Genomic DNA, 23,597 nt, shown 5'->3' with positions numbered 1-23,597 from the left:
GCCCGGCCCCGCCCGACGAGTGCCGGGTGGGGCTTGGGGGAAGGGAGAGGGGCGGGTGGTCAGCTGACGGTCAGGTCGTCGGCGTACACCGGTCCCTGTCCGTACCAGCCGTGGACGTAGACCGTGACCGTGCCCGAGGAGCCGGTGGTGAGGGGCACCGTCAGCTTCGACCAGGATGTGGACGAGGTCCAGGTGCTGGCCGTCGCGCCGCCGCTGACGCCGAGATAGGCGTACGGCCCCTGCACCCAGCCGCTCAGGGTGTAGGAGGTGCCGGGCTTCAGGGTCAGGGTCTGTGCGCACTGGCCGGTCTGCGAAGAGGTCGGCGTGGTCTTCAGGGCGTGGGAGCCGCCGTGTACCGGCGAGGTGACCACCGTCGCGCCGCTGTCGCAGGTCCAGGGGGTGAGCGAGCCGGTCTCGAAGTCACCGTTGGCGAGGACACCCGTGCCGCCGCCGGAGCCGTTCACGGCCAGGGCGAGCGAAGAGCTGTGCTTGACCGCGCCGGCCGTGCCGGTGACGGTCAGGGTGTAGGTGCCGGGTGCCGTCGAGGTGCTGGTCCGCACGGTGAGGGTGGAGGTGCCGCCCGCGGTGACGGAGGTGGGGCTGAGGGAGGCGGTCACTCCGCTCGGTGCGCCGCTCACGGCCAGGTCCACGCTCTGAGCGCTGCCCGAGGTCACCGACGTCTTCACGGTCGCCGTCGCCGAGCCGCCGGGGTCGACCGAGGCGGTGGCGGGGGAGAGGGAGACGGCGAAGTCACTCGCGGGCGGTGTCGTCGTACCGCCGGTGAAGGGCTCGAAGGTGTGGCTGAAGTACCAGGTGTCCTGGGCGATGCCGGAGCAGGTGTCGGAGGCGCTGCCGCCGGGGCAGCCGCCGTTGTCGCGCTGGAGGGCCCAGAAGGAGAGGGTGTTGATGCCCTTGGAGACGGCCCAGTCGTACACGGTCGTCGCGTCGGCGGTGGTGAAGGTCTCCGCCGGGCCGTAGTCGTCCACGCCGGGCATCTCGATGACGCCGATCGTGTTCCACAGCTGACGGTCCGACAGATTCGGGTAGAGCGAGGCCAGTTGGTCGTGCAGCCCGCTCGCCGCCGTCTCCGTGTCGGTCGCCATGTGGTGGGTGCCGCCGTCGTAGTAGTCGAACGTCATGATGTTGACGACGTCCACCTTGGCGCCCGCGTTCTTGGCGCTGCGCAGCACCGCGAGCCCGCTGTCGGCGAGCCCGGTCGTCGTGGTCGGCAGGGTGTACGAGAACTGCACCGAGCGCCCGTTCGCGGCCGCCCAGTCCTGCACCTTCTTGATGGCCTGGTTGCGGCGGTCGATGCCCGCGGTGTCGGTCAGGGAGTTGTCCTCGACGTCCATGTCGAGCCGTGAGACGTCGTAGGTCGTGATGATCTTCTCGTAGGCGGCGGCTATGGAGTCGACGTTCGTGCAGCTGTCGGCTATCTCGGTGCCGCCGTTGTCGGCCGCGTAGCCGCCGAGGGACGGGATCACGTCACCGCCGTGGGAGCGGATCGTGGCGAAGTCGGCGCCGAAGACGGAGGAGTCGACCGGCTTGCCCGTGTCGCCGTTCCAGTACGGCGTGCAGGAGCCCTTCTTGTCGGTCTGGAGGAAGGCCATCGTCAGGTATGTGGCGCCGGAGGCCTGGGAGAGGGCGGCGGGGCTGTCGCCGCTGTAGGCCTCGAAGTAGGGCGCGAAGACGTGCGCGGGCAGCGGGGTCGCCGCCTGCGCCGTGCCTGTGGCCCCGAGGGCGAGCCCTGCGGACGCGGCCAGGGTGGCCGCGCCGGCGAGCAGGGCGCGGAGGGATCTCGGACGGGTCATCGGGTACTCCCGGATGGATGACAGGCGATCGAACGGGATGCGAGCAGCCCGGCCGGGGCTATTGGTCTAGGCCATGATTGGTCTGGACCAGACGCCGGTCAAGGTGTGGGAGCCGCCTTTTGCGTGTTCATGAGGGAGTGAACCGAACGGATGCCCACCGTTGTTGATGGACCGTCAGCTGGCTCGGGTGCCGCCGCCGCGCCGGATGCGGCCCAGCAGATCCCGGTGATAGGCGGCGAGTTGCCCGGCGGGTACGGGTGCCGGGCTGCCGCTGAGGGTGTACCACGTATCGTTGCCGGACTGCTGGACGGCGACCCGCGCGCTGTGACCGTCGGACAGCAGGATGGTCGCGACGGTCAGGTCGCCGGTGAGGACGCCGGCCTCGTCGGTCATGGCTCCGCCGGGGCCCGCTGTGACGCGGTCGACGTAACTGTTGATGCTGGGCGGGTTGTTCATGGCTCGCAGGTTTCCATCAACCCGGCCGGCCCGCCCCGCACCGCGCAGGTGGTGTCAGCCGAACAGCGGGAACCGCTCGGCCGCCGCGCCCAGGGCGGCGCGCTCGGCCCCGGTCAGCGGAGCCCGGCCGGTGCCCACGCGCGCGTAGTGCGCGTCGCTCCACTCCGGGAGCGCGGGCCGGCCGAGCAGCCCGTCCAGCGTGGCGCGCACCGCGGCCAGTCCCTCGGGCGACGGTCCGGGGGCGTGCGGGAGGCCGACGGTCAGGTCGAGATGGTGCACGGTCGCCTCCACCGCGAGGGTGGTCAGCAGGTCGCCGGCGGTCAGCACATGCCCCTGGGTGGCGACGGGCAGCGCGGGGTCGGCCGCCTCCGCCGCGTGCACGGTCGCCGTCAGCGTCTCCAGGTACAGGCCCCCCAGCTGTCCCCAGTCCAGGAACATGCTCGCGTTCACCCGCGCCCAGCGGCGGCCGTTCGCCGCGCCGACCGGGTTCGGCCGCCAGTCCTGCCAGTACGTCACCGCGTCCCGGTCCACCGGCTCCGGTGACGGCGTATGCAGGGCCACCAGGGCACGCTGGGCATCGCCCAGGCAGTGAAAGAGAAGATCACGGACCGCCCAGCCGGTACAGCCGCTCGGCACCCACGACTCCTCGTCGCTCAGCCCCGCGACGGCCGCCACCGAGGCCTCGTACGCCGCCCGCAACACCCGTGCCTCTGCGCTCATGTGTCCCCCTGTTCGTCTGCCGCCCAGGGTTTCACACCCGGTTCGACGCCGTCGTGCCCGTTTTCAGGCGCTGGCCGGCGTGGAAACCGCCAGGCGACGGGCCGTTGGGAGCCGGGGAGCCGGAGCCGGGGTCATTGCATGGGCTCGGCCTGTGCGGCGCCGGCGGCACGGCCTTCGCTATGCCCCGCCCCGGCCCGGCAGCGGTCGTACGGTGAGGGTCTGCTGGGCCTGGCCGACCGGGCCGTGGACGTCGTGCAGGACCGTGCTGGTGAGGCCCTGGCCGGTGGGGCCGAAGACGACCGTGGTGTCCATGCCGACCCAGCGGCCCTCCGGCCTGCGGTGGAGGTGGACCGTCAGGTCGACGTTGGGGAACATCCACTCGGTCGGCGGGCGGCGCACGGCGATGCCGTTGGCGGTGTCGACGAGGGCGACGTAGGACGCGAGGGAGCTGCTCGGCTCGCCGGCGACGAGGTCGAGGTGCGTGGAGATCCAGGCCGTGGTGCGGCCGGGCTGCGGGGGGACGACGGGCCGGAAGTCGATGGACGCGCAGTGGCCGCCGGGCCACACGGAGGTCAGCGACTGCGAGGCGATCGCGTCCGGCGGGGTGAGGCGGGCGGCACCGCCGCCGGCCGCCGCACCGGTGTCGACCTCGGTGAGCAGCCAGGCGCGGGCCCGTACGGCCGTCCGTCCCGCGATGTCCACGACCGCTTCGAGGAGTTCGATGGTGCGGCCGGGCCGGATCGACTCCACACGGATCTCGCACTCGTCCAGGGCGAGCCGCCCCAGGATGTCGAAGCTGATCCGGGACAGCAGCAGTCCGCTGTGCGGCCGCTCGGCGAGATACCCGTCGATGGCGTGGACGACGAGTCCGGCGAGCGGGCTGAAGTGCGTCTCGTCGGAGTCCCAGGCACCGCTCGCGTGCGCGGTGGGCTTGTACCGGTGCCGGTCGATGCGTTCGAAGTAGCTGGCGGACAACGGGCGTCTCTCCTCAAGGATGGGTGGCCAGGCGCCGAGCAGGTAGTTGCGCGGTACATCCTGCTCCTGGCGGGCTCAGGGGCCGGACTTGATCGTCTTCATGGTCAGGTGGGAGTCGATGCGCAGGACGCAGGGCAACCCGCTGAGCTTCTCCACCAGGAAGGCCTCGTAGGCCGCGTGGTCGGCGACGGCGACGCGGACGAAGTAGTCGGGCCGGCCGTACATCCGGCGGAACTCGATGACCTCGTCGTAGCCGGCCACGGTGTCCTCGAACTCCAGGAACGTCGTGCGGTCGTTGGCGCTGACCTCGACGTCGACGAGGACTTCCAGGCCCCGGCCCAGGGCTTCGGGATCCACGACCGCCCGGTACCCGGTGATGATCCCGGCCTCCTCCAGCCGCTTGACCCGGCGCAGGCACGGCGGCGGGGTCAGCCCCACCCGCTGGGCCAGCTCGACGTTGGTCAGCCGTCCGTCCCGGCCGAGGTGAAACAGAATGTCTCGATCAATGGCGTCTAGATTCACTTCATTGCGCACAAGCCCATCCTATAGACATTATTGGCAACCATATGCCGTAAGATTCCTCCTAAAATGTCTCCATGCGAATACCTCCTGCCGTGGACGTCGCCGGCGCCCCGTCGCCGCCCGCGCCCGCCGCGCCGCCGCGGACCCGGTCCGAGGCGCGGGCCGCCTTCCGGGACTCGGCCTCCGTGGGGCTGGGCTTCGTCCCGCTCGGGGCCGCCTTCGGCGTGCTCGTCGCGCACTCCGGCGTCGACTGGTGGTGGGCGAGCCTGTCCAGCGCGCTGATCTACGCCGGGTCCTTCGAGTTCCTGCTCATCGGCATGGTCACCGCCGCCGTACCGCTGGCCTCGGTCGCCGTCTCGGCGTTGCTGGTGAACGTCCGGCACGTCTTCTACGCCCTGTCGTTCCCGCTGGACCGGGTCAAGGGCCCCCTCGGCAAGGCCTACAGCACCTTCGCGCTGTGCGACGAGGCCTACGCGCTCACCGCTGGGCAGCAGGCCCACACCTGGTCCGGGCGCCGCATCCTGTGGCTCCAGCTCTTCATGCAGCTGTACTGGGCCGGCGGCGCCACCGCCGGAGCGCTGCTCGGCTCACTCGTCCCCGACGGCGTCAAGGGCCTGGACTTCGCGCTCACGGCACTGTTCACGGTGCTGGCGCTGGAGGCCGTGCGCGAGCGGCGGGAGGATCTGCCGACACCGGTGCTCGCCCTGCTCAGCGCACTCGCCGCCCGGCTGCTCCTCCCGGGCAGCCTGCTCCTCGCCGCCTTCGGCCTGTTCACCGCCGGGCTCCTCGTGCGCCGGCTGACCGCGGGGAAGGACCCGAGCCGTGCCTGACACGCCCTATCTCGTCGCCGCGGTCCTCGTCGCCGCCGCCGTCACCTGGGCGCTGCGCGCCCTGCCGTTCGCCGTGCTCGGCCCGCTGCGCGCGAGCCGGACCGTGCGGTACCTCCAGTCCCGGATGCCCGCCGGGATCATGGTGATCCTGGTCGTCTACTGCCTGCGCGACCTGCCGGTCACGCACACCGCTGTGCTGGCTCCGCTTGCGGCGCTGACCGTCACCGTCGGCGTGCACCTGTGGCGGCGCAACGCCCCACTGAGCATCCTGGCCGGCACCGCGGTGCATGTCGCGCTGGCGAGTACGGTGTTCGCGCACTGACACCCGCCGACCGAGAGGGACGTACATGACGCTGACGCTCGAAGACCGGCTGGCCATCGGCGAGTTGATCGCGCAGCACGGTCACCTCGTGGACGACGGTGAACTCGACCGCCTCGACGAGCTGTTCACCCCGGACGCCGTCTATGACGTGACCGACTTCGGGCAGGACCCGCTGACAGGCCTGCCCGCCATCCGGGAGGCGGCGCTGGCCCTCGGCGCCGGCAATCCCGTCGCCCATCACGTCACCAACGTCGTCGTGCGGGAAGCGGCGGACGGCGTGGTGCGCGCCCGCTCCAAGGGCCTCGGCGTGCGCACGGACGGCTCCTGCGGCTCCGTCACCTACGACGACACTCTCGTCCGCACCCCCGACGGCTGGCGCATCAGCCACCGCACGGTGACCGCGCGGCGCGTTCCGCTGAACGGCGTGACCCGGTCCGGGTGAGGCGTGTGCGGGGGTGTCGCGTGACCTGCCCGACGGTCTCGTCTGCCGCCTGCCGAACGAGGAGTACCTGACCCGCGCCGGCCGCACCTGCGCCGGCCGGGCCGGTTCACTCCACCGGCCAGGTGTGGACCGGGGCGTTGAGATGCATGTAGTCGATGTACAGCATGGTCATCCGGCGCAGCGCCTCATGGCGGCCGGCGCGGGTGGTGGCGTCGAGGCGGTGGCACATCTCCTTCTGCCACACCGCGCCGTTGCGCACCGTCACACAGCGCTGCTCGATGACGCCGAGCAGCGGCTCCCGCCACGCCTCGTCCATACCGGACAGCGCGAGACCCTGGTGGGCGAGCGGCAGCAGTCGGCGCAACACCAGTTCCGGGACCGGGACTTCACCCATGCCGGGCCAGTACAGCAGGGCCTCGATGCCGTGCCGGGCGGCGGTGTGCAGATTGTCCTCGGCGGCCGCGAACGACATCCGCGACCACACCGGCCGGTCCTCCTCGACCAGGGCCCGGGTGAGGCCGTAGTAGAAGGCGCCGTTGGCGAGCGTGTCGGCGACGGTCGGACCGGCGGGCAGCACCCGGTTCTCCACCCGGATGTGCGGCATGTCGTGGGAGACGGCGTAGACGGGACGGTTCCAGCGGTAGATCGTGCCGTTGTGCAGGGTGAGTTCGCCGAGGTCGGGGATGTCGCCGCGGTCCAGGGTCTCGGCCGGGTCCTGTTCGTCGCACAGAGGGAGCAGAGCCGGGAAGTAGCGGAGGTTCTCCTCGAACAGGTCGAAGACGCTGTTGATCCACCGTTCCCCGAACCACACCCGGGGCCGTACGCCCTGCACCTTGATCTCCTCCGGGCGGGTGTCGGTGGCCTGCTCGAACAGCGGGACACGGGTCTCGTGCCACAGCTCCTTGCCGAACAGGAACGGGGAGTTCGCCGCCAGCGCGACCTGGACCCCGGCGATCGCCTGCGCCGCGTTCCAGTAGGGCGCGAACTCCTCGGGGGAGACCTGGAGATGGAACTGGGTGCTGGTGCACGCGGCCTCCGGGGTGATCGTGTCCGCGTACGTCCGCAGCCGGTCGACGCCGTCCACCTCGATGCGCAGGTCCTCACCGCGGGCCGCGAAGATCTGGTCGTTGAGCAGCCGGTAGCGGGGATTCTCCGACAGGGAATCCTCGCCGATGTCCTCCTGGCGCAGCGTGGGCAGGATCCCGATCATGATCAGGTGGGGGCCGATGGATCTGGCCCGCTCGTCGGCGTGGTTCAGCGCGGCCCGGATCTCGCTCTCCCACGCGTCGGGTCCGCCCGCTGTCAGTCGCCGGGGCGGGACGTTGATCTCCAGGTTGAACCGGCCCAGTTCGGTGGACCAGGCGGGGTCGGAGATGGCCTCCAGCGCGTCGCTGTTGCGCATCGCGGGCTCGGCCCTGTCGTCCACCAGGTTCAGCTCGATCTCCAGGCCGACCTGGGGCCGCTCGGACTCGAACCGTTCGTCGCGCAGCATCTGCGCCAGCGCGTCGAGGCACGCGTGCATCTTGATCCGGTACCGGCGGCGGTCCTCGCGGGTGAAGACGAGCGCCGGGACGTCGCGGCCCATCGGCCCTCCAGCAGTCCCCTCGGCGGCGACCTCTCCACCAGCGTCGCACCATCGCGCGAGGGCCACCAAGCGGACGGTCCCCGCACCGGGCGGACGGATCCAGTACCGGGCCGACGGGGGCCGCTGCGGATCCTGGAGGAGTGGAGGGGCCGGTGGCCGGGGCCGTCGCCGCCGTCGGGGTCCCGGCCGTGGCATGGCCGCCGACCGCACCGTCGCGACCGCGTTGCGCGCCGTGCTCTGCATCGCGCCCCGGCGGTTCGGCCTGCCCGGCATCGCGGCGGGCGACGCGGCCCTCGCCCGCCCGGACGCGCTCGGCGAACCGCCTCGGGCCGTCCTCGGCCAGGCCGGTGCACGGACCCTGGTGGCGCTGCCGGTCGACCAGTTCGGCACGCCCGGCGTTCACATCGTTCGCCACCGGCGCGGCACACCCGTCCGCCGCCCCCTTCGGTGAGGCTCGCTCAGATGGGTCCTGGGCCGGGGCCAGGTGGTCGCGTCCTGGGCGTCCGGCCGGGTCAGGCCGAGGTCGGTGCAGACCGCCGTGCACAGCGCGTGGTCCCGGCGGACGCGGTCGGTGAGCGAGGCGTTGCCGTCGAAGTGGGCCGCGATCGTCAGGCCGGTGTCCGGATCCGTCAGGACCGGGCAGGCGCTGCCTCCGGTACGGCCGACGGCGCGCGGCGAACAAGGCCGGCCGAAGTCGAACGTGTCCAGCATCAGGCCCAGCCCCCAGCCCCCAGCCCCCAGCGCACGGGGGACCTCCATCGTCTCGTCCATCACGTCCGCCGGACGCTGGTCGCGCACGAAGGCCGCGCAGGTCTCCTCGCGCAGCAGCCGCCGGTCGCGGTGCAGGCCGCCGGTGCGGACGACCTCGGCGGCGACGGCGGCCTCGGCCAAGGGGCCGGCCATGCAGGTGCTGGGTACCCCTGGGCCACGTCGAAGAGGGCGAGGCCGGCCCCGAGCGCGGCGGGGCCCAGGTACGGCACCTGCACCGCCCAGGCGCCGGGCGGGCCGCCGAGCGTGGCGGTCGGCCCGAGCGGCCCGGTGATCTCGGTGCGCAGGAAGTCGGCGAAGGCTGAGCCGCTGCGTCGCGCGACGACCTCCCCGCGGAGCAGGTATCGGGCGTGACCGAGATACCCGGCCCGCTGCCCCGGGACGTGACCGAGATACCCGGCCCGCTGCCCCGGAATCCGGTCGGGGTCGGCGTCGGCGTCGGCGGCGCAGATCAGCGCGACCAGCGCGTCCCAGCCCTGCTCGAAGGCGTCGTCCGCGGCCCGGTCGGCGGCCCGGAGCGGCGCGGTGTGGCTCCACAGAGGCCGGACCCTGACGGCGTCCGGCCGACTCCGGTGAACTCCGGCAGATGGTCCCGTACCAGGTCGTCCGGGCTCGGCAGACCCAGCTCCCAGGCCCGGGCCCAGGCCCGGGCGAAGGCCCGGGCGATGGCCCGGGCGATGGCGAAGGCGAGCGTGGCCGGCAGCTTGGACACCGAGAACCACGGCACGACCGAGTCGGCCGTCGGGGGCATGCCCGGCGATTCCTCGCCGAGCGCGAAGTCGATGACGGTCTGTCCGTGCAGCAGCACCGGCACCTGTACGCCCGCACAGGTGCCGGTCCTGACCGCTTCCTCGGCGACGGTTCGTGTGTCCGGTCCGGTATGGGTTCGACCCTGTGCCGGACTCGGACGGGACTCACACGGTTTTACGGCCCACCGCGCCGTAGAAGCCGATCGCCTCGGAACCGGCCGGCGGGGTGGTGTCCGGGCGCCAGAACGGGACCTGGGTCAGGCCGGGTTCGACCAGGTCGAAACCGTCGAAGAACCGCTCGACCCGGTCGCGGGAGCGCAGGTTCATGGTGGCCGTCGCGCTGTTGTAGACGGCCTCGGCGTCGCTGCGGTCGTCGGCGAAGTCGCCCGTCGCGTGCGAGAGCACCAGGAAGCTGCCGGCCGGGAGCGCGTCACGCAGGGTGGCCACGATCCGCTCGGGCTCGTCCGCGTCGCGGATGAAGTGGAGGATGGCGACGAGGAACAGGGCGACCGGCCGGCCGAAGTCGATGATCCGGCGGACCTCGGGGTGATCGATGACGGACTGCGGATCGCGCAGGTCGGCGAGCACGATGCTGGTCGTGCCGGCCCGGCTGAGCAGCGCGTCGGCGTGCGCCTTCACGATCGGGTCGTTGTCGACATAGGCGACGCGTACGTCGTCGGCCAGCTCCTGGGCGACCTCGTGCACGTTCGGCGAGGTGGGCAGCCCGGTGCCGATGTCGAGGATCTGGCGGACGCCGTTGTCGACGACGTACCGCACCGCACGGTGCAGAAAGGCCCGGTTGGCCCGCACGGAGATCCACACCTCGGGCGCCGCCGCGGCCAGTTGGTCGCCCGCCCGCTGGTCCACCTCGTAGTTGTCCTTGCCGCCCAGGAGGTAGTCGTAGATCCGCGCGGGATGCGGCTTGCTGGTGTCGATCTGCACGGCCGGGCCGCCGTCCTGAGTCACGCTGTGCTCCTCTCCACGACCGTCACGGCCTCGGTCCGTCAACGGTTGGCCAAAGCTTCCCATATCAACTTCCCCGCCAGTGACCACAGTTCCGGTGCGGGCCGCTCTTCTGCTCGTGCTCGCCGCCGGACAGGGCGTCATTGAGGGCACCCCGGCCGGCGTACTGACCCCGAGGCGATCAAGTGGTGTACGGCGTCGACACTAGGTCACGTCCCCGGACGGCCACCCACCCGGTGATCCGCTTCCCTGCGGCGGGGCCCGGCGATGGCGGCGCCCCGGCGATCCGACGGGGCGGGGAACTACCCGAGCGCATGGATTGATTGCTCCCCGCCCCCCGGTGGGTCGCCCGCCTCGTCGCAGACATGGAGGGACGACTCGCAGACCGGCCGGACGAAGCATCGACTCACCGATCTTGTTCCGACCATCCACCGCCGGCCGCGCCGGGGCCAGCGGAGCCGGTCCGGCCGGGTGACGCGACCGACCGGAGGAATCCGGTGCTCAGCGCGTGTCGGTCGAATCCGGGCTGCGGCGGGCAGGCGGCCGCCAGCCGCCGGAGACCTCCTTCGTCGGCTTGTGCGGGAAACGGCGTTCGGCGTACCGCTGTGCGTCGGAGCCCGGCAGTACGTAGAGAGTCTCCCGCTTCTCCTGCAAGGGGCGCAGCACGGTCTCCAGATAGGCCTTGCGGTCGTCCAGGTACGGGCCCAGGACGTCCTCGCCGGCGGGGCAGACGGCCAGGCAGTAGCCGGACTTGTAGCTGGGTTTGAAGGCGAGGCTCTGCCACATGGAGGCGTTCTCGGGATCGGTGACCCGGGCGCGGAAGTCGGCGGCGTCCGTGCTGTCGGCCACGGTCTGCGCCCAGTCCGTGAACCCGCTCATGAACTCCCGGTAGTTGTGGGTCGTACAGGCCAGTGCGTCGAACGAGCCGTCCTTGCCGATGGCACCGATCGGGCATGCGGCGACGCACAGCCTGCAGTCCACGCAGGGGCTGTAGTCCAGCGGCTGCCCGTAGGCGCTGACCGGGGCGTCCACGAGCACGGTGGCGAGCAGGACGAAGTTCCCGAACCGGGGGTGGATGACGTTGCGGTGCAGGCCCATCACGCCCAGCCCCGCGGCCACGGCGACCGTCTTGTGGGCGACGACCCAGATACGGCCGGGAAAGCGCTCCATCTCCTGGGGGAAGCCGGCCGACGGGTTGAGCGCCCGGTGGCCGGCGTCCTCCAGGGCCCGGACCACCGTGCGGGCGGCGGCGTTGACCTGCTCGTCGGTCTGGTGGAACTCCTGGTTGGCCACGCTGCGCGCGGGTGAGCGCGTGTTGTCGCGATTCATGCGGACCATGAGCGAGACCAGCGAGCGAGTCCCCGGCAGGGCGGCCAGGACGTGCTCCCGCTCCCCGGCGAGATCGGGGTGGTCCAGGCTCACCGCCGCCGCGTCGTCCGCACCGGCCTCCAGGCACAGCGCGCGCAGCCAGTCCGCGTCGATCACCGGCGGCCGCGGCGCCGGTGCGCCGGCCGCGCGCGAGGCCAGGACGGCCCGCACGGACGGATGGGCGGCGAGCCGGGCGGACAGCCTCCGGCTTCCCGGGGCCCCGGCCGTGTCCTGCTCGCTCATACCGACACCTCCCTGATGAGTTGGAAAATCAAACTTACTATGAGGGGTCGTAGGGGGTGACGGCAAGGTGCGACTCCGTGGATCCGCGCGTCCGCCCGGCGGTCCCACTTGAAGCCGGAAACCGATCGGTTTACGGTGGAGTGAAACCGATCGGTTTCCGCTCCGTTCGCGGCCTCCGTCCTCGGTTTCCCTACGGATGTCGTTCCCGGCGTCCCCTGAACCCCCTTGGAGATGGACATGACCGCGATCAAGGACTCGGTCGCCCTGGTCACCGGCGGCAGCCGCGGCCTGGGCAAGGCGCTGGTGGACGAGCTCTACGCACGCGGCGCCGCGAAGGTGTACGCCACGGCCCGGGACCCGCGCACCGTGACGCACCCGGACGCCGTGCCGCTCGCCCTGGAGGTCACCGACCCGGCATCCGTCGAGGCCGCGGCCGCGCAGGCGCAGGACGTCACCCTGCTGGTCAACAATGCCGGCGTCTCGCTCGGCGCCACCTCCTTCCTCGACGCCGACCTCGACGTCGTACGACGGGAGTTCGAGGCCAACTTCTACGGACCGCTGCTGGTCACCCGGGCCTTCACCCCGCTGATCGAGCGCAACGGCGGCGGTCACCTCCTCAACGTCCATTCCGTGCTCTCCTGGCTCGGGGTGGCCGGGTCCTACAGCGCCACCAAGGCCGCGCTGTGGTCCCAGACCAACTCCCTGCGGCTGGAGCTGCGTTCACGCGGCATCGCGGTCACCGGATTGCACGTCGGCTACATCGACACCGACATGACCGCGGCCGTCGACGCGCCGAAGTCGACCCCGCGGGCCGTCGCCGCCCTGGCCCTCGACGGCGTCGAGTCCGGCGCGCACGAGGTGCTGGCGGACGACATCACCCGGAACGTGAAGGCGGGGCTCTCCGGAGACCTGGCGGCGCTGTACCCGCAGCTCGCCGGGTAGCGAGCCGCGCCGCGCAGGCCATCTGCGGACCGACGGGCCGGGGGTGCGTCTCCCGGCCGCTCGCGGGAATCCGCTGATCCCGTCGCCGTACACGCCTCGATACGATCATGGTCGTGCTCACGGAGCAGGCCCGCCCGTCCTCGGACACGCGCCCCGGCGCGCCGGCGGGACCACACCGACGAGGGGAACCGAACCATGGAGTACGTCAAGCTCGGCACGAGCGGTCTGGAGGTCTCGCGTCTGGCGCTGGGCTGTATGAGCTACGGCGTCCCCGACCGGGGTCCGCACCCGTGGACCCTGCCCGAGGACGCGTCCCGCCCGCTCATCCGCCAGGCGCTGGACGCGGGGGTCACCTTCTTCGACACGGCCAACAGCTACTCCGCCGGCACCAGTGAGGAGATCGTCGGCAAGGCGCTCGGGGAGATGGTCCGGCGCGAGGACGTCGTGATCGCCACCAAGGTGTTCTTCGCGGTGGCGGACGGCGCGGCGCGCAGCGAGCGCCCCAACCGGTCGGGGCTGTCCCGCAAGGCGATCATGACCGAGATCGACCACAGTCTGCGCCGCCTCGGCACCGACTACGTCGACCTCTACCAGATCCACCGCTTCGACCCCCACACCCCGGTCGAGGAGACGATGGAGGCGCTGCACGACGTCGTCAGGGCGGGCAAGGCGCGCTACATCGGGGCCAGTTCGATGTACGCGTGGCAGTTCGCCAAACTGCAGCACACCGCCGAGCTGCACGGCTGGACGAAGTTCGTCAGCATGCAGAACCACTACAACCTCCTCTACCGCGAGGAGGAGCGCGAGATGCTGCCGCTCTGCGCCGACCAGGGCGTGGGTGTGATCCCGTGGAGCCCGCTCGCCCGTGGCCGGCTCACCCGCGACTGGGACGAGAGCAGCGCGCGCGGTGAGACGGACGCCTACGGCCGCACCCTCTACCAGTCCGACGACAAGCGCATCGTCGACGCGGTCGCGGCGATCGCCGAGCGCCGCGGTGTCCCGCGGGCCCAGGTGGCCCTCGCCTGGGTGGCCTCCCGCCCCGGTGTCACCGCCCCCATCGTCGGCGCCACCAAGCCGCACCACCTCCAGGACGCGCTCGCCGCGCTCGACCTCCGGCTCACCGACGACGAGGTCGGGGAACTGGAGCAGCCGTACATGCCCCGCGGTATCAGCGGCCACTGAGTCCGGCCGCCGGCCCGACGCCCGTCTGCCCAGCACCTGGACAGACGGGCGTCAGTGTTTTTAGACTCCATGTACAGGATTGGATAATCAGTCCAAGCCGTGGCCGGGTAGGTGGGTGAGCGAGGTGGAGACGGGCTCGGACGAGCACCTCATCCAGGAAGCCGAGAAGATCGCCGTCGCCCTGGGCCGGATGTTCCCGGGGCTGTGCGAGGTCGTGCTGCACGATCTGCGGGATCCACGGCACGCGATCCGGGTGATCGAGAATAACCTTTCGGGCCGTCAGGTCGGCGACTCCGCAACGGAGTTGGGGCTGGCAAGGATCGCCGACCCGGACTACCCCAGCGTCATCCAGAACTACCCCAACAGCTTCCCGGACGGCCGCCCCGCGAAGAGCACGTCCATCGGCATCAAGAACGCCGCGGGGGAGTACGTCGCGGCACTGTGCCTGAACCTCGACATCTCCGTTCTGTCACCCGTGACGCTCGCCCTGTCGAATCTCGTCGCCACCGACACCGCGCACGGTGACCGCCCGCTGGAGACCCTGCGCGACCGCACCTCCCGCGAACTCCGGCAGGCAGTGGAGACGCTTTCCGCGCAGCGTGGCGCCCCTCCCCGGTCACTGAGCCGGGAGGACAAGAAGACGCTCGTACGGCAGCTCTACCAGGACGGCTACTTCGACTCGCGTGACGCGGCGCAGACCATCGCGGATCTGCTCGGCGTCTCCCGGGCCACCGTCTACAACTACGCGAAATGACACACCGGGAGAGGATCACGCCATGGCCGCCGTTTCGCCCGTCACCTTCGACGACGTCCGTGCCGCCGCAGCACGCCTCGAAGGCATCGCCCACCGCACCCCGGTCCTCACCTCGCGCACGCTGAACTCCCTTGTCGGCGCGGAGGTGTTCATCAAGTGCGAGAACTTCCAGCGGGTCGGCGCCTTCAAGTTCCGCGGCGCCTACAACACGGCCGCCCAGCTCTCCCCGGAGCAGCGGGCCAAGGGCATCGCCGCCTACTCCTCCGGCAACCACGCCCAGGCCGTCGCCCTCGCCGCCCGCGAACTCGGCACCAGCGCCGTCATCCTGATGCCCGAGGACGCCCCCCGCTCCAAGCGTGCGGCGACGGAAGGGTACGGCGCGGAGATCGTCACCTACGATCGCTACACCCAGGACCGCACCGCGCTCGGCGAGGCCCTGGCCGAGGACCGCGGGCTCGCTCTCATCCCGCCCTACGACCACCCCCATGTCATCGCCGGGCAAGGGACCGCGGCCCTCGAACTCCTGGAGGAGACAGGCCCGTTGGACGTCCTCGTCGTGCCCGTCGGGGGCGGCGGACTCATCGCCGGCAGCGCCACCGCCGCCAAGGCGCTGCACCCCGGCATCCGGATGGTCGGCGTGGAGCCCGAGGCCGGGGACGACACCAGGCGCTCGCTGGAGAGCGGCACCCGCGTCACCCTGCCCGTGCCCCGGACGATCGCCGACGGACAGGCCCTGCCCACGCCCGGCGAGATCACGTTCGCCGTCAACCAGCGCCTCGTCGACGACATCGCGCTGGTCAGCGACGCGGAGATCATCACCGCCATGCGGTTCGCCTTCGAACGCCTGAAGATCGTCCTCGAACCGAGCGGCGCCACGGGCCTGGCCGCGCTCCTGACGAGCCGCGCCGAGGCCTGCCCGCCCCACATCGCCGGCCGCCCGCCCCGCATCGGCGTCATCGCCTCCGGCGGCAACATCGACACCGCGCGGTTCACCGAGCTGTTGGGTGGCTGATGGGCGGCGGGCTGGTGACTGTTGGTGGGGTCGGTGAGGGCGGTAGGGGTGGAGGCCGGAGCGGGGCCGGAGGGGTCGGTGACCGCCGGCGGGCTGTGACGGTCGGAGCTCGGCGGCGGCCGGAGCCGTCGGTGTCGGCCGAAGGGCCCGGTGTGCGGCCGCCTGCACGGCAGTGCGCGGCCGGCGCAGCCGCCGTACGTGGCCGGTTCGCTCCGGTCGAGTCCAGAGCTCGGCCCAGTCGTGGCCCTCCGGTGGGACGAGGCGTACGGACGGGCGCACAGCATCGCCGAACGGACCGCGGAGGTCATGGACCTGTCCGGTTTCGCCCACCCCGCGGCGCGCGGCGGAGACGCGCGCCTTCACCGGCATGGGAGTGGCCGGCGCACCCGGCTGCGTCGGCGTACCCACGGGCGGCGACACAGGCCTCCTTCCTCCCCGACGACCCGCGCGTCCCACGCCCGGGCGTCGATCCGGTCACCCTGCCCCGGACCCTGCTCACCGGAGCCGGACCGATCGGCCGCTCCATGCGACACCTCGTAGCGGGGTACTCCGACCACCACGGCCTGCCTGAGCGCACCGAGGCCGCCCGGATCGTCGCCGTTCTGCCCGCGTTCACTCAGGGCCAGGGGAGCGGTGCCGGAAAAGCACATGCGCCGCTCGGAGTACGCCGGTTACCGTGACCGCATGTCGACGCCCCGAATTTCCTAGCTGAGGACCCGCTTCCACGCCAGAAGTGTGTCCTCTTGCTATTTCGGAGCGTTCCCCATGATCACCGTCCGTGATGTCGAGCTGCGCGCCGGCGCCCGCTTGCTGCTCTCCGGCGTCTCCTTCACCGTCTCTCCCGGCGACCGGATCGGCCTCGTCGGCCGCAACGGCGCGGGCAAGACCACTCTGCTGACCGCGCTCGCCGGACAGACCCGGCCCGCCGCCGGCACGATCACGCACACCGGGCCGGTCGGCTTCCTCGCCCAGGACTCCCGTGCCGCCGACCCCGCCCTGACGGTCACCGACCGCATCCTGTCCGCCCGCGGTCTCGGCACCGCGCTGCGCGAACTGCGCGCGGCCGAGCGGGCGATGGCCGACGCGGCCCGCCCCGCGGCCCTGGAGCGCGCCATGAGCGCCTACGCCCGCGCCGACGCCGCCTTCCAGGCGGGCGGCGGCTACGCGGCCGAGGCCGAGGCGGCCCGGGTGGCGGCCGGACTCGGGCTGCCCGAACGGGTGCTGGCCGAGCCGGTCGGCGCGCTGTCCGGCGGGCAGAAGCGGCGCGTGGAACTCGCCCGCATCCTGTTCGGCGGCGCCGACGCCACCCTGCTGCTGGACGAGCCGACCAATCACCTCGACGCCGACTCGCTCGCCTGGCTGCGTGCCTTTCTGCAAGCACACCAGGGCGGGGTGGTCGTCATCAGCCATGACACCACCCTGCTCGCCGATGTCGTCAACCGCGTCTTCCACCTGGACGCCACGTGGGCGGCGATCGACCTTCACAACACCGGCTGGCACGCGTACACCGGCCGGCGGGAGGCGGAGGAGCGGCGCCGTACCCGGGAGCGGGCGAGCGCCGAACGCAAGGCCGCCGCCCTGCACGCGCAGGCCGACCGGATGAAGGCCCGCTCCGCCACCGCCACCATGGCCCGGAGCATGGCCCGCCGTGCCGACCGGATGCTGGCCGAGTTGGAACCGGCCCGGCGTACCGAGCGGACCGCCCGGATCCGGCTGCCCGAACCCGCGCCCTGCGGGCGGATGCCGCTCGGCGCGATCAGCCTCGCCAAGTCCTACGGCGGCCACCGCGTCCTCGACGGAGTGGACCTGGCCGTGGACCGGGGCAGCCGGCTGGTCGTGCTCGGGCTCAACGGCGCGGGCAAGACCACCCTGCTGCGGCTGCTCGCCGGCACCGAACGGCCGGACGCCGGACGGGTGGTGCACGGACCCGGGCTGCGCCTCGGCTACTTCGCGCAGGAACACGAGACGCTCGACGCCGATCGCACGGTCCTGGAGAACCTGACCGCGGCCGCGCCGCACCTGGACACGGGCGAGGCACGACGCGTCCTGGGCGCCTTCCTGTTCACGGGCGACGACACCGGCAAACCCGCGGGCGTGCTGTCCGGCGGCGAGCGGACCCGGCTGGCGCTGGCCGGGCTGGTGCACTCCGGGGCGAACGTCCTGCTGCTGGACGAGCCGACCAACCACCTCGACCCGGCCTCCCGCGACGAGGTGCTGGCCGCCGTCGGCTCGTATCCCGGCGCGATCGTGATGGTCACGCACGACGAGGGAGCCCTCGACGCCCTGCGCCCGGACCGCGTCCTGCTCCTGCCGGACGCGGCCGAGGACCTGTGGAGCGAGGACTACCGCGACCTGGTCACCCTCGCCTGACACCGGCCCGAAGGTCCTCAGAAGTGGGTGCCGCCGTCGACGCGGACCTCGGTGCCGGTGATGAACCGGCCGTCCTCCGAGCCGAGCATGGCGACCACGGAGGCCACCGTCTCCGGGCCGGCGAACCCCTGGCCGAGCGCCGGGGAGAGCTTGGCGAACAGGGTCATGTCGGCGTCCGCGGGCAATCCGGGCCCGGTGCTCTGCCCGCTGGCGCCGCTGCCGTCGGTCATCCCGGAGGAGATGGAGCCGGGCTGGACGGCGGTGAAGCGGATGCCCCGCTGTGCGTACTCGGCGGCGAGGGCGTGGGTCATGGCCTGGATCCCGCCCTTGCTCGCCGCGTACGCCGCCATGTAGGGGTGCGCGAAGACGGCCGAGGTGGAGCTGAAGTTGACGACCGCCGCGTCCCGGCCCGCCAGCAGCGCCGGTACGGCCTCGCGGATGACGAGGAAGGTGCCGACGAGGTTGACCTGCACGATGCGGGTGAAGTCCGCGAGGCTCGTGTCGTGGGTGTGCGAGGAGCGCAGGATCCCGGCCGCGTTGACCAGCACGTCCAGGCCGCCGAGCGCGGAGACCGCGGCGGCGACGCCCTCGCGCACGGAGGTCTCGTCGGCGATGTCCACGACGAGCGTGGTCAGGCGGTCCGCGTACGCCCCCGCCTTGTCCGCCGTGTCCTTCAGGCCCCGCTCGCTCACGTCGGCGGCCACGACGGTGCCGCCCTCGGCGAGGAGGCGCAGCACGGTGGCCTGGCCGATGCCCGAGCCACCCCCGGTGATCAGCGCGCGGCGGCCTTCGTAGCGGTTCATGTCTCACTCCTGCCCGCCCCGCCGGGATGCGGCGAGGCCTACGCGACGCCGGATCGCTTGCCCGCCGACGTCCCCATACGCTTCACGTTACGCCTAGGTGACACATTTTGCCATCACGTCATTACGTGCCGTCCAAGGGTGGCGAGCCGTACCCTTCTGGGGTGAGCACCAAGCCGTCCCGGGCGAGCAGCGCGCCGCCCGTCTCCCTGACCGAGCGCCGCAAGGCCGCCACCCAGCTCGACATCGCACAAGCGGCGGCCGAGCTCTTCGCCGCACAGGGCCCGCACGCGACGACGGCCGAGGAGATCGCCCGGCACGCCGGGGTCGCGCTGCGGACCTTCTACCGGTACTTCCGCTCCAAGCAGGACGCCGTGAGCCCGCTGCTCGCCGCCGGAGCCGACCGCTGGCGGGCCCTGCTGGAGGCGGCCGAGCCCGGTACCGGGCTGTCCCGGGCGCTGGAGACGGCCGTGGAACAGTCGCTCGCGGCACCGGACGAGAACGCGGCACAGGCGCTGCTGCGGACCCGTGGCCTGCTGCGGGCCGCCGCCGACGACCCCGCGCTGCGCGCGGTGTGGTACCGCGTCAACCAGGAGTCCGAGGAACGCCTCGTCCCGGTCGTCGCCCGCCTCGCCGACGGGCGTCTCGAAGCGATGCGGGTACGCCTGATCGCGGCGGCGGCCACGGACGCCATCCGCATCGCCCTGGAGACCTGGGCCGACACGGACGCCGGCGTCACGGGCGAGGGCTCCCCGGCCGCCCTGGCGATCGACTGCCTGCGCCAACTGGTCGGCGGCATGGGCGCGTCGGCAGGGGAGTAGGACCGGCTCCGTCCGTCGCAGCCGTGGGTCCGGGTCGTTGTCAGTGGTCGGCCCTACGGTGTGATCAGTGAGAGGACCTGCCGGAACGGCCGCGGGTCCGTCCTCGGGAGGGGTCTGCCATGTCCACGGCGTCCGCGGTGTCGACGACGTATCTGGAGCTGTCGCAGGAGGGCGGCGGTGCTCACAAGTTCTACGAGGTGACCGTCGACGGCCTGGTGGTGACGGTGCGGTACGGCAGGATCGGCGCGGCCGGGCAGACCCAGACCACGACGTTCCCGACCGCGGAGAAGGCGAAGGCCGCCGCCGCGAAGAAGGTGGGTGAGAAGGTCCGCAAGGGATACGCCCCGGCCGTCCAGGGGCAGCGTGCCCCGCGCGCGGTGACCCGGCGTCAGGTCACCTCGGCCCCGTCGACCGCGCGGGCGGTGGCGCCCGTGCTGTGGCGCTTCCGCACCGGCTCCGCCGCCTTCGGCATCCACGTCGACGACGACCGCGCTTGGGTGGGCAATCAGTCGGGTGACGTCTACACCCTGGACCACGAGGGCGCCCTGCTGGCCCGGTTCAGCCTGCCGGACGGTGTGAAGTGCCTCGTCGCCGACGACTTCTGGATCTACGCCGGCTGCGACGACGGCAAGGTCTACGACCTGTCCTCCAAGCTGCCGTTCGCCGCGTACGACATCGCCGCCGACGTCGACATCTTCTGGCTGGACATCCACGAGGGCATCCTCAACGTCTCCGACCGCGCGGGCCGGCTCACCGTCATCGACCACGAGGACGAGCACCAGTGGGCCCGCCGCAGCCAGGGCGAGCACGCCTGGATGGTCCGTGCCGACGACCGGGCCGTCTACCACGGCCACCACCGGGGCGTGACCGCCTACGCGCCCGACGGCGGCGGCGAGTTGTGGCACACGGCCACCAAGGGCAGCGTGCTGTTCGGCTGGCAGGAGGACGACGCCGTCTACGCGGGCACCGGACACCGGGTGGTCCAGCGGCTGTCGAAGGCGACGGGCACGATCGAGGCGACGTATGCCTGCGACAGCGCGGTGTACTCGTGCGCCACGTCCCCGGGCGGCCGGTTCGTCTTCGCGGGCGACTCCGCCTCCTCCGTCTACTGCTTCGACCACAACGGCACGCGCCTGTGGAAGCTCGGCACGGGCGGCGGCTCGGCGCTGTCGATGCAGTACCGCGACGAGCGGCTGTACCTGGTGACGACCGACGGCTCACTGGTCTGCGTCGACGCGAGCGAGGCGGCCATCTCGGCGGCCCAGCAGGGCACGGTGCCGGTGGCGCGGGACGTCAAACTCGCCGCCGCCCTGCCGACGTACGCCCCCGCCACCGCCGTCGCCGCGGTCACCACCGTCACCCAGGCCCCCGCCGGAGCGGTCGTCGTCCAGTGCGTCCAGGAGGGCGGCCGGATGCGGGTGCATGTGGTGTCCGAGGGCTACGACACCTCCTGGAACGTCCAGTTCCCGCGCGCGATACGCGAGCCGGGCGCCCGCTACGTCGTGGACGCCCTGCACCCGGCGGCCGGCGGCTTCTACCGCGTGCGAGGTGACATCCGCCGCCTGCTGTGACACACCACGCAACGGCCCACCCCGGCCGACGGTCCACGACCGTACGGCCGCCTGCGCCGGCACCTCCCGCGTCAGGAAGGGTGACGCACCCCGAGACCGGCCGTCCTGCGCCGGGCGGCCGCTCAGGGGCGTACGGCCGCTTCCCGCTCCAGTACCTCCCGGGCCACCGCGAGCGCCTCGGCGCGGTCCTCCGGTACCAGGCCGATGCGGGTGCGGCGGTCCAGGAGGTCGGACTCGTCCAGGGCGCCCTCGTGCCGGACCGCCCACAGCAGTTCGGCCCGGGTGACCGGGTGGCCCGGCAGCACCGGCTGGGCCAGGGCGGGGTCCTCGGCCGCGAGGGCGTGGACGGACGCGGCCTCGGTGCCATAGCGGCGGACCAGGCGGGGCGGTGCGGACAGGGCGCGCAGCCGGGCGGGCGCGGCGGCGCCGACCAGCGGCAGCGATGCGGTGGGGGAGGGAACGGCGGGCAAGCCCCGGCCGGCGGTCGCGGCGTCCACGGCGTCCTGCGCCATCCGCCGGTACGTGGTGAGCTTGCCGCCGACGATCGTCGTGACACCGTCGGGGGACGTCAGCACCGCGTGCCGGCGGGAGATGTCGGAGGTGCGGGCCGGAGCGCCGTCGCCGCCCTCGTGTCCGGACGTGTCCAGCAGGGGCCGCAGGCCCGCGAAGGCGCCGACGACCTCGTCCCGGGTCACCGGAGTGTCCAGTACCGAGCCGAGGACGTCCAGCAGGAAGCCGATGTCGGTCTCGGGCACCTCCGGGACGTCCGGGATGCCGCCCTCGACCGGCTCGTCGGTGAGGCCGACGTACACCCGGCCGTCGCCCTGGGGCAGGACCAGCACGAAGCGGTTGGTCTCGCCGGGGATCGGGATGTGCAGGCCAGCCGGCAGGGCGCCGAGCCGCTCCGAGCGCAGGACCAGATGGGTGCCGCGGGAGGGCCGGATCCGGATGCCCTCGACGAGGTCGCCCGCCCAGACCCCGCTCGCGTTGATGACGGCGCGGGCCTTGATCTCGCCCTCCTCGCCGGTGAGTTCGTCGCGGATCCGGGCGCCGCTGCCGGTCAGCTCCAGCGCGCGGACCCGGGTCAGCATCCGGCCCCCGTGCGCGGCGGCCGTCCGGGCCAGGGCGGTGACCAGCCGGGCGTCGTCGGTCACCCTGCCGTCCCAGGACAGCAGCCCGCCGCGCAGCCCGGCCGGGCGCACCGAGGGCGCCAGATGCCGGGCCTCCGTCGCCGTGAGCCGACGCGGGGCGGGCAGGACCTGCCGCGGGGTCCGGGCGGCCAGCCGCAGCATGTCCCCGGCGCGGAACCCCGCCCACGCCAGCGAGGCCTGGCCCCGGGACACCAGCGGGGTCAGCGGCAGGACGAACGGCTGGGCGGCCACCAGGTGCGGAGCCGTACGGGTCATCAGCACCCCGCGCTCGACCGCGCTCTCGTGCGCGACGTCGAACTGTGCGGAGGCCAGATAGCGCAGCCCGCCGTGGATCAGCTTCGAGCTCCAGCGGGAGGTGCCGAAGGCCAGGTCGTGGGCGTCCACCGCGACCACGTCCAGCCCGCGGGCCGCCGCGTCCAGCGCGACTCCCGCACCCGTGGCGCCGAGGCCGACGACCAGGACGTCCACCACCCTGCCGTCCGTGGCCTCGGTCAGTTCCCGGGTCCGTCGCTGTGCGCCGAGGGACGCGCCGGTGCCGGCCTTGGTGTCGCTCATGGCGTGAGGGTCCTCTCCAGGAGGGTGCGCAGCTCCCGGAGGAACGCGGTGGAGTCCAGCTCCGGATCGTCCTCGTCGGTCATCGTGCGCAGGGACAGGGTGAACGACTGCACGGTCAACAGCAGTGTGCGGGCCTGCCGTTCGACATGACCGGGGCGCACGGACCCGTCCGTGTGGCCCTCGCGCAGCGCGCCGGCCAGCAGTGCCAGCAGTGCCTCCTGGCTCGCTCCGCGCCGGTCGAGCACATAGGGCAGCAGCAGCTCCGGATCGACGTCGACGATCTTGCGGAAGAGGGGGTGCGCCCGGAACGCCTCCACCCCCGCCACCAGTCCGTCCACGATCCGGGAGCGCGCGTCGGTGACGTCGGCCGCCTCGGGGATGGCCCGGGTGGCCACGTCGATCCACTCACGGGTCATCAGATCGCCCACCAGGGTACGCAGATCCGGCCAGCGCCGGTACAGCGTCATCCGGGAGACACCGGCGCGGCGGGCCACGTCGGCGAGGGTGGTGCGGCGGACTCCGACGGCGAGCACACAGTCGCGTACCGCGTCGAGGACGTGATCATTGTCCGAACCGTTGTGACGAATAGGCGTCATGTGTCACAGTGTAACGCCCCAGGGTCCGGACGGAAGCAGCCGACCGCCCCCGGGCACGGCCGAGCCGGGCCGTCGCGCGAACCGAGCAC

24 protein-coding genes are annotated in these 23,597 nt (G+C 72.4%); 11 read left to right on the top strand and 13 right to left on the bottom strand.

What is annotated here, in order from left to right:
• Window positions 1–59 precede the first annotated feature (59 nt).
• The 5 genes from O1G22_RS04000 to O1G22_RS03980 all read right to left on the bottom strand — a co-directional run bounded on the left by O1G22_RS04000 (window position 60) and on the right by O1G22_RS03980 (window position 4,496).
• Complete coding sequence (locus O1G22_RS04000; RefSeq protein ID WP_270080003.1) at window positions 60–1,811, bottom strand: carbohydrate binding domain-containing protein; 1,752 nt, start codon at window positions 1,809–1,811, stop codon at window positions 60–62.
• A 174-nt stretch (window positions 1,812–1,985) separates the two neighbouring features.
• Window positions 1,986–2,267 carry a hypothetical protein gene (locus O1G22_RS03995; RefSeq protein WP_225100172.1) on the bottom strand — a complete coding sequence of 94 codons (282 nt, stop codon included), beginning with the start codon at window positions 2,265–2,267 and terminating at the stop codon, window positions 1,986–1,988.
• Window positions 2,268–2,321: 54 nt separating this feature from the next.
• Window positions 2,322–2,987, bottom strand: coding sequence for a maleylpyruvate isomerase N-terminal domain-containing protein (locus tag O1G22_RS03990; protein ID WP_270080002.1), 666 nt, complete (start codon window positions 2,985–2,987; stop codon window positions 2,322–2,324).
• Between the two features lie 177 nt (window positions 2,988–3,164).
• Window positions 3,165–3,962 carry a thioesterase family protein gene (locus O1G22_RS03985; RefSeq protein ID WP_270080001.1) on the bottom strand — a complete coding sequence of 266 codons (798 nt, stop codon included), beginning with the start codon at window positions 3,960–3,962 and terminating at the stop codon, window positions 3,165–3,167.
• Between the two features lie 75 nt (window positions 3,963–4,037).
• Window positions 4,038–4,496: an Lrp/AsnC family transcriptional regulator gene (locus tag O1G22_RS03980; protein ID WP_270080000.1), complete on the bottom strand. Its 459-nt coding sequence runs from the start codon at window positions 4,494–4,496 to the stop codon at window positions 4,038–4,040.
• A 62-nt stretch (window positions 4,497–4,558) separates the two neighbouring features.
• Here O1G22_RS03980 and O1G22_RS03975 point away from each other — a divergent pair, with 62 nt between their 5' ends.
• The 3 genes from O1G22_RS03975 to O1G22_RS03965 are packed head-to-tail and all read left to right on the top strand — an operon-like array spanning window position 4,559 to window position 6,078.
• Window positions 4,559–5,314: an AzlC family ABC transporter permease gene (locus O1G22_RS03975; RefSeq protein WP_428986316.1), complete on the top strand. Its 756-nt coding sequence runs from the start codon at window positions 4,559–4,561 to the stop codon at window positions 5,312–5,314.
• Window positions 5,307–5,636 carry a branched-chain amino acid transporter permease gene (locus O1G22_RS03970; RefSeq protein ID WP_270079999.1) on the top strand — a complete coding sequence of 110 codons (330 nt, stop codon included), beginning with the start codon at window positions 5,307–5,309 and terminating at the stop codon, window positions 5,634–5,636. The genes O1G22_RS03975 and O1G22_RS03970 overlap by 8 nt, the downstream gene beginning before the upstream one ends.
• Window positions 5,637–5,661: 25 nt before the next feature.
• Complete coding sequence (locus O1G22_RS03965) at window positions 5,662–6,078, top strand: nuclear transport factor 2 family protein (RefSeq protein WP_270079998.1); 417 nt, start codon at window positions 5,662–5,664, stop codon at window positions 6,076–6,078.
• A gap of 106 nt (window positions 6,079–6,184) precedes the next feature.
• Here O1G22_RS03965 and O1G22_RS03960 read toward each other — a convergent pair whose 3' ends face one another.
• The gene (locus O1G22_RS03960; protein WP_270079997.1) at window positions 6,185–7,663 is read right to left on the bottom strand and encodes a glutamate-cysteine ligase family protein; all 1,479 of its coding nucleotides are present in this window, start codon (window positions 7,661–7,663) and stop codon (window positions 6,185–6,187) included.
• A gap of 193 nt (window positions 7,664–7,856) precedes the next feature.
• Here O1G22_RS03960 and O1G22_RS03955 point away from each other — a divergent pair, with 193 nt between their 5' ends.
• Window positions 7,857–8,114: a hypothetical protein gene (locus tag O1G22_RS03955; protein WP_270079996.1), complete on the top strand. Its 258-nt coding sequence runs from the start codon at window positions 7,857–7,859 to the stop codon at window positions 8,112–8,114.
• Here the strand turns inward: O1G22_RS03955 and O1G22_RS03950 are convergent.
• The 4 genes from O1G22_RS03950 to O1G22_RS03935 all read right to left on the bottom strand — a co-directional run bounded on the left by O1G22_RS03950 (window position 8,063) and on the right by O1G22_RS03935 (window position 11,754).
• Entirely contained in the window at window positions 8,063–8,566 is a 504-nt protein-coding gene (locus O1G22_RS03950) for a hypothetical protein (RefSeq protein WP_270079995.1), read from the bottom strand. The two genes, O1G22_RS03955 and O1G22_RS03950, sit on opposite strands and share 52 nt — an antisense overlap.
• Window positions 8,567–8,882: 316 nt before the next feature.
• Window positions 8,883–9,239 carry a hypothetical protein gene (locus O1G22_RS03945; protein ID WP_270079994.1) on the bottom strand — a complete coding sequence of 119 codons (357 nt, stop codon included), beginning with the start codon at window positions 9,237–9,239 and terminating at the stop codon, window positions 8,883–8,885.
• Between the two features lie 106 nt (window positions 9,240–9,345).
• Complete coding sequence (locus O1G22_RS03940) at window positions 9,346–10,146, bottom strand: SAM-dependent methyltransferase (RefSeq protein ID WP_270079993.1); 801 nt, start codon at window positions 10,144–10,146, stop codon at window positions 9,346–9,348.
• Window positions 10,147–10,644: 498 nt separating this feature from the next.
• Window positions 10,645–11,754, bottom strand: a complete 1,110-nt coding sequence (locus tag O1G22_RS03935) for a (4Fe-4S)-binding protein (RefSeq protein ID WP_270079992.1) — start codon at window positions 11,752–11,754, stop codon at window positions 10,645–10,647.
• Window positions 11,755–11,991: 237 nt separating this feature from the next.
• On the opposite strand from O1G22_RS03935, the gene O1G22_RS03930 reads away from it, so the two are divergent.
• The 5 genes from O1G22_RS03930 (at window position 11,992) to O1G22_RS03910 (ending at window position 18,014) form a co-directional block, all read left to right on the top strand.
• Complete coding sequence (locus O1G22_RS03930; RefSeq protein WP_270079991.1) at window positions 11,992–12,696, top strand: SDR family oxidoreductase; 705 nt, start codon at window positions 11,992–11,994, stop codon at window positions 12,694–12,696.
• A 195-nt stretch (window positions 12,697–12,891) separates the two neighbouring features.
• Window positions 12,892–13,878, top strand: a complete 987-nt coding sequence (locus O1G22_RS03925) for an aldo/keto reductase (protein WP_270079990.1) — start codon at window positions 12,892–12,894, stop codon at window positions 13,876–13,878.
• A gap of 115 nt (window positions 13,879–13,993) precedes the next feature.
• Window positions 13,994–14,632 carry a helix-turn-helix transcriptional regulator gene (locus tag O1G22_RS03920; RefSeq protein ID WP_270079989.1) on the top strand — a complete coding sequence of 213 codons (639 nt, stop codon included), beginning with the start codon at window positions 13,994–13,996 and terminating at the stop codon, window positions 14,630–14,632.
• A gap of 22 nt (window positions 14,633–14,654) precedes the next feature.
• Window positions 14,655–15,644, top strand: a complete 990-nt coding sequence (locus tag O1G22_RS03915) for a threo-3-hydroxy-L-aspartate ammonia-lyase (protein WP_270079988.1) — start codon at window positions 14,655–14,657, stop codon at window positions 15,642–15,644.
• Between the two features lie 765 nt (window positions 15,645–16,409).
• On the top strand, window positions 16,410–18,014 hold the full coding sequence (locus O1G22_RS03910; RefSeq protein ID WP_270079987.1) for an ABC-F family ATP-binding cassette domain-containing protein: 1,605 nt from the start codon (window positions 16,410–16,412) through the stop codon (window positions 18,012–18,014).
• A 17-nt stretch (window positions 18,015–18,031) separates the two neighbouring features.
• Here the strand turns inward: O1G22_RS03910 and O1G22_RS03905 are convergent, their stop codons facing one another.
• Complete coding sequence (locus tag O1G22_RS03905; RefSeq protein ID WP_270079986.1) at window positions 18,032–18,817, bottom strand: SDR family NAD(P)-dependent oxidoreductase; 786 nt, start codon at window positions 18,815–18,817, stop codon at window positions 18,032–18,034.
• Window positions 18,818–18,978: 161 nt separating this feature from the next.
• Here O1G22_RS03905 and O1G22_RS03900 point away from each other — a divergent pair, with 161 nt between their 5' ends.
• Window positions 18,979–19,635, top strand: a complete 657-nt coding sequence (locus O1G22_RS03900) for a TetR/AcrR family transcriptional regulator (protein WP_270079985.1) — start codon at window positions 18,979–18,981, stop codon at window positions 19,633–19,635.
• 119 nt (window positions 19,636–19,754) lie between these two features.
• Window positions 19,755–21,206: a WGR domain-containing protein gene (locus O1G22_RS03895; RefSeq protein WP_270079984.1), complete on the top strand. Its 1,452-nt coding sequence runs from the start codon at window positions 19,755–19,757 to the stop codon at window positions 21,204–21,206.
• A 122-nt stretch (window positions 21,207–21,328) separates the two neighbouring features.
• Here O1G22_RS03895 and O1G22_RS03890 read toward each other — a convergent pair whose 3' ends face one another.
• Both O1G22_RS03890 and O1G22_RS03885 read right to left on the bottom strand, forming a co-directional pair.
• Window positions 21,329–22,912, bottom strand: a complete 1,584-nt coding sequence (locus tag O1G22_RS03890) for a glycerol-3-phosphate dehydrogenase/oxidase (RefSeq protein ID WP_270079983.1) — start codon at window positions 22,910–22,912, stop codon at window positions 21,329–21,331.
• Window positions 22,909–23,508 carry a TetR/AcrR family transcriptional regulator gene (locus O1G22_RS03885; RefSeq protein ID WP_270079982.1) on the bottom strand — a complete coding sequence of 200 codons (600 nt, stop codon included), beginning with the start codon at window positions 23,506–23,508 and terminating at the stop codon, window positions 22,909–22,911. Before O1G22_RS03885 ends, O1G22_RS03890 begins: the two co-directional genes overlap by 4 nt.
• Between the last annotated feature and the right edge of the window lie 89 nt (window positions 23,509–23,597).

Origin of the sequence: Streptomyces camelliae (assembly GCF_027625935.1) — a bacterium.
Taxonomy (GTDB): Bacteria; Actinomycetota; Actinomycetes; order Streptomycetales; family Streptomycetaceae; genus Streptomyces; species Streptomyces camelliae.
Note: the sequence above shows the minus strand (reverse complement) of the source record. Positions and strands in the feature narration are given on the sequence as shown.